Source organism: Pseudomonas sp. Pseusp88 (assembly GCF_047303955.1).
Classification (GTDB): domain Bacteria; phylum Pseudomonadota; class Gammaproteobacteria; order Pseudomonadales; family Pseudomonadaceae; genus Aquipseudomonas.
Window position 1 is genome coordinate 26,998 of sequence record NZ_JBGLYM010000044.1, and the last position, 8,912, is coordinate 35,909.

At 52.5% G+C, this 8,912-nt stretch carries 5 protein-coding genes; all 5 read right to left on the reverse strand.

Features of this window, described 5'->3' with window-relative positions; all coding sequences use genetic code 11:
* Window positions 1-279 precede the first annotated feature (279 nt).
* Window positions 280-693 carry a histone-like nucleoid-structuring protein, MvaT/MvaU family gene (locus ACCD02_RS29800; protein WP_413309781.1) on the reverse strand — a complete coding sequence of 138 codons (414 nt, stop codon included), beginning with the start codon at window positions 691-693 and terminating at the stop codon, window positions 280-282.
* A 55-nt stretch (window positions 694-748) separates the two neighbouring features.
* The gene (locus tag ACCD02_RS29805; RefSeq protein ID WP_413309783.1) at window positions 749-991 is read right to left on the reverse strand and encodes a hypothetical protein; all 243 of its coding nucleotides are present in this window, start codon (window positions 989-991) and stop codon (window positions 749-751) included.
* 888 nt (window positions 992-1,879) lie between these two features.
* Window positions 1,880-3,946 (reverse strand): hypothetical protein, encoded by a 2,067-nt coding sequence (locus ACCD02_RS29810; RefSeq protein WP_413309785.1) that lies wholly within the window; start codon window positions 3,944-3,946, stop codon window positions 1,880-1,882.
* 208 nt (window positions 3,947-4,154) lie between these two features.
* Window positions 4,155-5,021 (reverse strand): TniB family NTP-binding protein, encoded by an 867-nt coding sequence (locus tag ACCD02_RS29815; RefSeq protein ID WP_413309787.1) that lies wholly within the window; start codon window positions 5,019-5,021, stop codon window positions 4,155-4,157.
* Window positions 5,022-5,023: 2 nt separating this feature from the next.
* Window positions 5,024-6,862: a Mu transposase C-terminal domain-containing protein gene (locus ACCD02_RS29820; protein WP_413309789.1), complete on the reverse strand. Its 1,839-nt coding sequence runs from the start codon at window positions 6,860-6,862 to the stop codon at window positions 5,024-5,026.
* Window positions 6,863-8,912 lie beyond the last annotated feature (2,050 nt).

An 8,912-nucleotide genomic window follows, 5' to 3' on the forward strand; every position in this document is an offset into this window, starting at 1 on the left:
CTAGCCCTCCCCCAATTCTGTCACTGGGCCTCGCGCACAACCTCGATTTGACCGCGTGTGATCTTATGTACCCGAGGTAGAGAAGCTCGTGTTCAGGTGAACGTCGAAGACAATTCTCGATGTTATGAATAGCCACCACGGCGGTTGGGGCTCATGCTGAGCGCAACGGCATGGTGATGTTGTCTTGTACCTGCGAACGTGGCTGGCCATCGTTGTGAACCATCACTGACCAGATGGAACCGGGTGGAGAGAACGGTTTTTCTCACAAAGAGGGTCGATTTATAACTCTCTCCATGAATTAACGGTGTCGGCCCCATACGCCTCTTTCCAGGCCTTCAGCCGATTGTGATTCGACCCGCGAGTCTCAACAACTTCACCCGTATGGGGATTCCTGTACCGGCGCATCGATTTTGCAGTTGATTTGGTGGCAAAAGCATTTTTACTAATCGACTGGAGAGCTTCGTGAACGCGCTCTGCAGAAGAAATACCGGTGAAAGCGAGGCCTGGTTTTATCAAGCGCAACACATCGCTCGCGCTGAAATTGTAGCGCTCCTTCAAGTTTATAAACTCCTCCGTGAATGCACGATCTTTAGCGAGACCTGGTGTTTCTTCAAGCTTGGTCAACTGACTTTTAAGAGAGAAGTACTCATTAAGGTTTGTCATTTTGTAATCCTCACCCTTCAAAACACGCATTTGTATCAATTCCTACATTCCAGAGTCAGCCACATCATTCTGGCTCAAGCTTTTTTCAAATCAGCTTTCGCAGCTCCGAACCTTCCTCGGACTCATAGACATTCACAATTTCGATCAGTCTCAGAGCCTCCTCATCGCTATAACCATAACGCTGAATCAACTGGTCAAGTTCCTTGCTGAACTCAAGATCGAGCTGATAATTTGAGTCGCTGGCCTCGAGACGATTTGTCTCGTCCGTCAGCCTCGTCAGCAAATGCTGAAGCTCTCGAATCTCTACGTAGGTATGGGGTCGGCTCATGGTTCCGTACCTGGTTTGGGGGCAGTTAGAGTGTAGTCCAACCCTTACGTGTGTTAAAGGGGTTCAAAGACGTTTGGTAGGAATGTCGCAAAGCGCCACGCTGGGCCACGTCTGGCGCTAATCGATACCTGTCCTGAGGGCTCAACGCTCTTCCGGACAACGAACAAGCATACTGATTCAGTCGTCTTTCATCATTCTGGAGTTTCCAAGGGCACGCTCCATTATGTCTTTCATTTGAGCGATTTAGCTCATTGGATCGGTTTCTGAAACAATGATGAAGGTCATGTTCGTTTGCGAAAACCGGTGCCATCATGTGCCTAGGTACCATACCGAAATCGACATATGTCAATTTACCTTAAACCTTTCCATCCCAGCGTTTAGAGGAGCTGCGAACGCGCGCAGGGAGATTTAGCTACCAATTTACCGATAAAACGTGCTTGGCCTGCGCGCTCGAGGTACCTTTTTTACACAGCGCCACTAGAACCCTCCTACACCCTAACCTGCCTCTGGATGGCTCTATCTCGGGCATCACAAGGAATTGTAGATTAAGCATAAATTGACGTCATGCCATTTTCGTCCGTCTACGACCTACCGTCCGAGGAGCATTGTTGGTCACCGACATGGCCTGATACCCAAAGCACTGGCGCCGCAGCTTTGACCTGTCTGACGCGCTACGAAATTGCATGCGCCGTGCGCCATGTTCCTTTCCCACAGCTCGAAACGCTGAGCGGCATCACCCGCCACTGCGGGCATTTGGATCTTAGGCACTGACTCAGTTGGCACTCCTCCTAAATCACTGCAGGCGGCTCAACGCAAAGGAACGGTAAGAAATTTTGATTGGAAAATACGCCGCTCAACTCACAACGACATTCCATCGATACTATCCAACTACTGTGTCTTGAGCAGCCATTCCACGTGAATCAAATCCTCTTCAGAAAGGTTACACTGTGCGCTCTCCCACATTGCAACACAGTGGTAGTCCTGAAAGCACCGCGCTAATGTTTTGATCTGAGCGCGATCACTGGGGAATGGACTATCGGTGAACGTAAGCACACTTTTGAGGAAGCCGTGTTCACGTGGCCCAATCAATTCGAATGCACACCCGACAAGTAAATACGCCATCGCTAGCGACTTAGGAGACCCAGTTTCTATGTTTGCCACCAGTTGATAGACTGTTGGTTTTTCGTACAACATAGCATTCACCTTCGAACCTTTCTCCGAACTGAAGAACCACCGCGCGATACCCCCATCACTATTAGAATTAGGTTGATAGAGGAAATAACCCAGTAGGAAGTACAGGGCGTACTTAGAGGGCTGAGTGGCGGTTGGCTGAGTTGGCGAATTTTCAACCCAGTTCTGTATGCGGCCCACAATTCGACAGATCCCGCACTCTGAAGATACCTCCTGAAAGCCACGTGCGCTTCGGCTGATCATTCCGGTGCCGTGATCGAAGGCTTCGCGCTGAGTATGCTGGGAGTACGCAAGCCAGGATCCGGTCAGTTCGCTGAGACTGCTCCTGTCAAGGCGCTGCAGCAAAACGGGGTGGCGATGATAAGTGCAGACGGCTGCCCCACGTTTTCGCCACGCTCGCCGCAGCGCGGGCGCTCTAAATGCGGCCACATCGTCGGCAATGCACTGAGCACAGTATTTACGGTTCTCGCGAGGATGTGTGGCATCACCTGGCAGCAAAAACTGGATGGGTATTCGATGCTGCATCTGCGCTGGAAATACGTCTAGAAAGGCCGGGGATTGATAGAGAGTGTCATGCTCAAGCCTGACTCGTCCTGTACTATTACCATGGCCCGCGGAGCCTAGTAGCACTGCTGGATCCCAGAGCAGCTGCTCGGCAACGCCTTCATCGGACAGCTCGATCTCCCTCTCCCAGGCCAACCTTGCAGAGGTGGGTAGAGCGGCGAAATCTGGTGTGCGACCTGCATGCGGGAGCAGTTGACGCGAATAGGAGTCGTAGGACTGCTCACGACCCTGAGTTAGTTCTGTACACCACCGCAGAAAATCGTCATGAATGGTTGTGATCGTTGGCGAGCATGCATTCCGCGACAGCCAGGAGCCCAAGGTCTCGTCAGCGATCGGTTTCAAGTACGTTTCGAATCCTCGCCCAGATGTCGCCCGGGGTTTAGGTGCGTGAGCACATCGCGCATCAGCAAGCTGGGAATCTTGCGGCTTCAAAGAGCGAGCATCGAGTTCAACGTTATTAGCTCTGCGTACATCTGCAACTCCGGCACCCCCGGTCACCTCTTTATGAAGGAGAGGTACTTTTTCGAGCGCTTTTCCTGTCCCTGCCCCTGCCTCGGCGTTGAACACCGTTAAGGCCTTAAAGCTTCCGAGAGCAGAGACAGTTTTGCCTACAAGCCCCTTCGTGTGCGCATTAAGCTCGCAGAGATCGATACCTTGAGGCGTCACGAACTCGGGAAATCGGATGGGAATGCTCACAGGCCTCATCATTCTGATGAAGTCGCTTTCGACGTCCATTGCTCCTTGCTGGAGTGGGCCGGGTATGGCCGACGGACTATCCGGGGGAATTAGGTAGGTAGGGATCCTGGACAGGGCCAGTGCTTTCAGCGTCTCGGCAACGAAGTGTTGATACGCCTCACCGCACTCCATAGCCTTCAGATCCAGGAACACGACCTCGATCCCCATATCGAGAGCCCTTAACCCCACTTCCGTTAATCCGACATGCGTACCACAGAGCACAATGTCGTAGCCGTACGGAGGCTTTAGGAGATAGGACAGCACTTGATAAATCAAATGGTGCTTCTGCTGGTGCTTGCTGAAGAAATCGTGCCCATCCTCAAAGACGATCGCCTGATACTGCCTCAAATGAAGGGCCGCGACGTAAGGTCGGCTACCCGGCCGGGGGGAGTGGATCTCAGCAGAGTAAATGGGCAATCCTAGCGACCTCAGGAGATGGGTCATGAACACGAAATCGGTATTCATGGCCATCCTCGGCACCAATGCTGAACGCATGCCGTCGCGGGCTAGCAGTTGGTGAAGGCGTGAGGCGAAAGCGCTTGCCCCAGCGCCCGCCTCACCTCTCACTATGATCACCGTTCCTTCTGCCTTACGGCGCTGTCTTATAAGAGTCAGAGCACGATGCAACGGCGGCTCATTGGCTGAACTGCATACCCATCCATGCCACACGGATTCAGTCATCACCGAACGTGGGCAGCAGCATGCTGCGACTCAGGCTGATCAGCTCTTTATCGATCCGTTCCTCCTCCGACTGAATTGCGAGTTTCGCAGAGGCGACCAACACCTTCACGATCTCTCGCGTGCTCCCATTACACCCATTTACCAGATCGGCCTGGATTACCTTGGTATCCAAAACAGAGACCTTCCTGAGCGGCATAAATTTCACGAAAGCCTTCAAGAAGCGCGAGAACTCCACGCTGTCGGCCTGCCACGCGGGCATCTCCCAGAGTCCGAAGCGAGAGCGACATTGCGGATCTACAGCCAGGTGGGTTTTGAGTTCGTCAGTCCCGACGACAACCACATTCAATCCCACGTCACGGTTCGCCATACCGCGCAGATAGGTGTAATTGGACTGAATGAGCATGTGCCTTGCTCCGACCAGCGCGTTTGCCTCATCGAGGATGCAAACCGCTGCCTGCATTTGCTCCAGCCTCTCCTTCGCGCGCTTCACACCATTGGGATTGCTCATCGCCTTCACTTTCTCCGGGAAGCCTATTTTGCTCAGAAAAACTTCCTGGAGATCGATGTGCCGACCACAGGTGGCCAAGTCGATGCGGATAATGCGAGTGGCGTCAGGGGTGTTAAACATCGCCTCTGCACGTTCTACCATCGTTGTCTTGCCAATGCCGCTGAGTCCGATTAGCCCAAGGCAGGAGCGACTACCGATATGCTGAAGCTCGATCATCCGCGCGATCACATCAAGGAAAGACTTGGTGCTGCTAGTCTTGATCCAGACAGGCATGTCGCAGTACGCAATACGAGCCACGTTATCCATGAGGGCGATCTGCTGGACTTTAGGGGCCAAATGAGACAAGTCCATAGTTATTCTCCCTCGAACTCTTCGACGGTTACCGAGAAATCACGCAGCTGGTACGTGACATTTTTGGCTTTCTTGACGTGGTGCTTGAGCAGCGGATCAAACTTGTCAGCAGCAATGATTTCACGCTGTTTGCGCATCGCAGGACTGGGAAGTGCGAGCGCGTTGCTGAGCATTTTGGTGCGAGCGAGGAACGCCCTGATGGCCCGTTCTCCCATCTTCCCTGCCTTTTTCCCTGCTTGGGACAGTGACTTGATTACACGCTCCCGGGCGGCAAGAGTTCCAGTGGTTTGCTCACGCGCAGGCACTTGAATCCACTCGCCCTCAATACGAACGAGGATGGAGGACAGGTTGACCGGGTCGTACTTCACGCGTACCCGCTTGCCGACAAGGGGCCGCAAGACATCTTTCGAATAGCGGAAACCATTGACTTTGAGCCCCGTCCTGGTAACGGTGGGGTTCTTCTCTGGCATGACCTCGATGATGAAGTTCTTGGGGTTGTGGACATGCCGGGGAATGATGGGCGCTCCATCTTTGTCGGTCATGGCCTCGAGCCAACGCTCACGCGGCGTTTTCTTATCTGCTCCTCTGGTGTCGTGATACTCGCAAACGGAAAGCGTGAAGTATTTGATGAACTCATCAAGCGTCATCGCATGATGCTTCTCAGGGTCATAGTCCCTGTCCTTCCGAGTCCTCGAAGCCGTCCCGCCGGGCAGCATCTGGACTGCACCGATGTTCAAAGTGCCCAAAACTCGTTCACAGATACCGCCGTCCTGTTTCTGGCTCCTGAGCCGGTGTTTGATACCCTCCAAAACACAGGCAGCTTCGAGATTGCCCGACTTGAACTCGCGAGCGTTATCAGTCAGCAGTTCGTCAAAAAGCCCATAGAACTCGTACTCGTGATCCTCGAGACCCAGCTTCTTCATGAAGCCTTCCTTAGGCATCACAGCGTGCTTGAGAGCATGAGCCACGCTGCATAGGCTGGGAGAGCGAATGCCGATGTAGAAGCCGAGGATCACCTTGGTCTTGGCGCATATTGCCAAGGTGATCCAAGGGCGGCCAATGGACTTGTCTGGCTCCTCAGTGCTAGACAGGAAGACGTCCGCGACGGTGTGATCCATCTGGACTTGCTCAAGCGCACGACTGAAACCACGGAAACCATCCCTGAGCTGGAAATTGTCATCAGCAAAGTCTTTGCCACGCACAGGAACCGCTTTTTCGTATTCGGACAGCTTGTTCATGCGGTCGCAGATGGTCTCGTAAGAAGGCACTTCGGTAATTTGCAGCTCATGGCAGACCGCTTGAACCCCCTTCCATACAGTGCGGTATGAAGCACCCTGGCCGCGATACAACCAAAACTGATCAGCGATGATCTTTTCCATCTCGGGAGAAAGGGTCGTTGCGCCTTGCTTACGCCCACGCTTCTTGGTAAGCAAACCGATGTGGCCAATCTCGGGGTTGTAGTTGCGACGCACCTCATAGTAACGAGGACGACTGAGCCCGCATTCCTTGGCGGCTTGCTCAGCGGAAATCTCTTTTTTGAGCTCCCGCTCAATGATGTTGTACCGGTCGTGCGCTTGCTCCATCTGCTTGGTAGTGAAGCCTTCAATCAGGATCAGCGACCGCTTTGCTTCTTTTTCGGCGATTTTGGCAGTTGCAGCCTGATTGAGCGTCTGGTGATCGACTTGCTCGACGTCACCGGCGCTAACTGAACATACATTATTGTTGCGCACACATCTGATGTGCAGTTTTCTGCTGGTCTGGTCAATGCCCTCGACCACCCAAAGATCCTTCTGATAGCTAACGATTTGAGTACTGCCGTCTGGTGCTGCGAAAGAGTTCATGGCGAATACCTCTGATCAGTGACGATGGACAGAACCTTCCTCAACGTTTCTCAGCCTTCATAGAGCCTTCTTCAGGCGCTAAACTGGAAACGTGATGAGGTACGCTCGGTGAAACCGGCGTTAGGCGCCGCGCGAATGGTTTAAGTCTTGGACTGTGAATCCTGTTGTGTTGGACATAGAAATCTCAAGTGTATGAAACCGAGAGACGGTTTATTTGACCTGTCCTACTTGCGATCGGTTGGTCAGTTGGTCGGCTGTTGTCTGTTGGCTAACCAACTATTGGCTCGCTGGCTGATTAGTCCGGCCGCGAGTTTTTCGCTCGCGGCTTTTTCGAGAAGCTGGGCTTCTGGCGTTCGAATATCTCAACTACAGCACTAGGCCTAACACCCCTGACTGACCACAACGCTCCGGGTCAGCTCAGGTGCTCGCGATGCTTACGCCGATGCTTCTTCACTTCCAGGCTGGCGGGACTAAGCTCCTGGCTGTACTTACGGCGAGCCTCGTAATAACAGGGACGGCTAAGCCCACATTCCTCTGCAGCTTCCTGAGCGGTAATTTCCCCACTGAGCTCCCTGACGATAATCCTGCACATGTCTTGTGCATTCTTCATTTGCTCAGGGGTAAACCCGTTAACCAGAATCAACGAGCGCGACACCTCCTTCGCTGCGATGTTGGCGACTGCGTCCTGAATCAGGGCCTGATGATCAACGACCGTCACAACGGCAGTACAAAGCGAAATACACCTTATTGTTGCGAACATTTCTGAGGTGTAGCTGCTTGGCAGTTTCGTTGATCCCCTCTACGAACCAAATATCATCGTTGTAGACAACAACCTTGGCCTCTTCACCCGACACACTGTAAATGTTCATGGCGAAACCTCCGATTAGTGGCGGACGGCCTTCTGAAAGTACCGTCCAGCTATTTTAACTCTTTACTACTCCAGTAGTATTTACTTATAGTCTCTTCGGAGGAGCTTCTAGCGATACCGAAGAACTTCTTGGCACAACAAAACATCCAGGCGATCGGCAGTGCTGCTGTACGAAGGCGACTTGATATTCAACAGAGAGCACTCTTGGCGAACTGCGTACCACGCATCTCTCTTTTTCGTGGAGCCCTTGAGACACTTGCTCCTGAATACTCCAGCGATGATACTCTCAACTTCCGAGCACAGCCGAGACTTCCGTCGAGCGCATTCAACCATCTGGATGCGCATCTCAGGAGTGATCCCTTCGATGTTAAGTTCGTGAGGCCATGGCTCCTTCAATTCAGCACTTAGCTGACTGAGCTCGTGCTTTTCGAATCCGCTTAAGGCGTAAGAGCCAAGGCCTTCGGAAAGTTGATTACGGGAGCCGTCTCCTAAGCACTCAATCACCATGCTATAAGCGGCAATGGTAACTGCAAAGCCAACTATCAAACGGTCAGAGCTCACTAACGTGACCACCTGCGGATGAACGCCTGGGATTCGCGATGTGGCGTTCGCAGCAATGGGTTGCTCGCTTATACCGCTCACCGCTTTGACGGTTTGGTTTGAGAGTGTACCGCCGGGTGAGGATCGCAGTTGTCGGCTACATGAGCCGCGCATGCTTTGTAGGCTTTGTAGGCTTTGTAGGCTTTGTAGGCTTTGTAGGCTTTGTAGGCTTTGTAGGCTTTGTGGGCCGTTGGTAGCCTGAGGAGCAGGCACGGTAGGAGTGAGATCGTGTTGGCCTTTGTCCGACTTTGGCGAACCAGGCTCGATTGGCTTGCGCATCATTTGCCTCCAGTCCCGCTTTTCAAACGGATGGGGAAATGGTTAAGCGATGGGGGCTAGTAGGATCGTCTCCATCACCACCTGCTGCAGGCCAGTCTATGAGATCCAAATGTAGAGTTCCAAATTTGCCAAGCAGCTTCTGAGGTGTAGCACCGCAAATTCAAAGCGCAAGAGATTTTTTTCTTCTTTCAAAGATTTAATTTTAAAATCAATTGGTTAAGTCGATTAAAATGCTTTTTCCGTCCATTTTAAAAGAAGAAAAAACACTCTATTTTTTCTTGTTTAAAGCGACGTATGGCTGGG